Origin of the sequence: Shewanella sp. AS16 (genome assembly GCF_021412365.1) — a bacterium.
GTDB classification, from domain to species: domain Bacteria; phylum Pseudomonadota; class Gammaproteobacteria; order Enterobacterales; family Shewanellaceae; genus Shewanella; species Shewanella salipaludis.
Genome location: NZ_JAKCLK010000180.1, coordinates 1 through 304 on the forward strand (window position 1 = coordinate 1; position 304 = coordinate 304).

Annotated in this window: 1 protein-coding gene; it reads right to left on the bottom strand. The window is 55.6% G+C overall.

Annotated elements, in window-relative coordinates; all coding sequences use genetic code 11:
- The coding region (locus tag LZP73_RS19880) for an AAA family ATPase (protein WP_234236636.1) at positions 1 to 299 on the bottom strand (299 nt) is incomplete at its 3' end.
- Positions 300 to 304 lie beyond the last annotated feature (5 nt).

Sequence of the window (304 nt, forward strand, 5' to 3'; positions counted from 1 at the left end):
TCAACCTGGCGGGAAGCGATGACCATTTCATCAACATCAAGCGGGACTGCCGGAAAAATCGGGCGGTTTACCAGGTACAGATTTTCCACCCGTTCATCATTAACGATTTCCCATGCCTTGATACGGCGGGGGACACCAATGCCACCTTCACCGACAACATACATCACCGAACCATGCGCCACCCTGCGGCCTCCCCAGTGACGGCCAGTGGCAACATGACACGCCCAGGAACACGCGAGGAACGATTTATAGGAACCGCTCGCGCCGTATGTGCTGCACAATGAATTAGCCGGAATCACGCCCT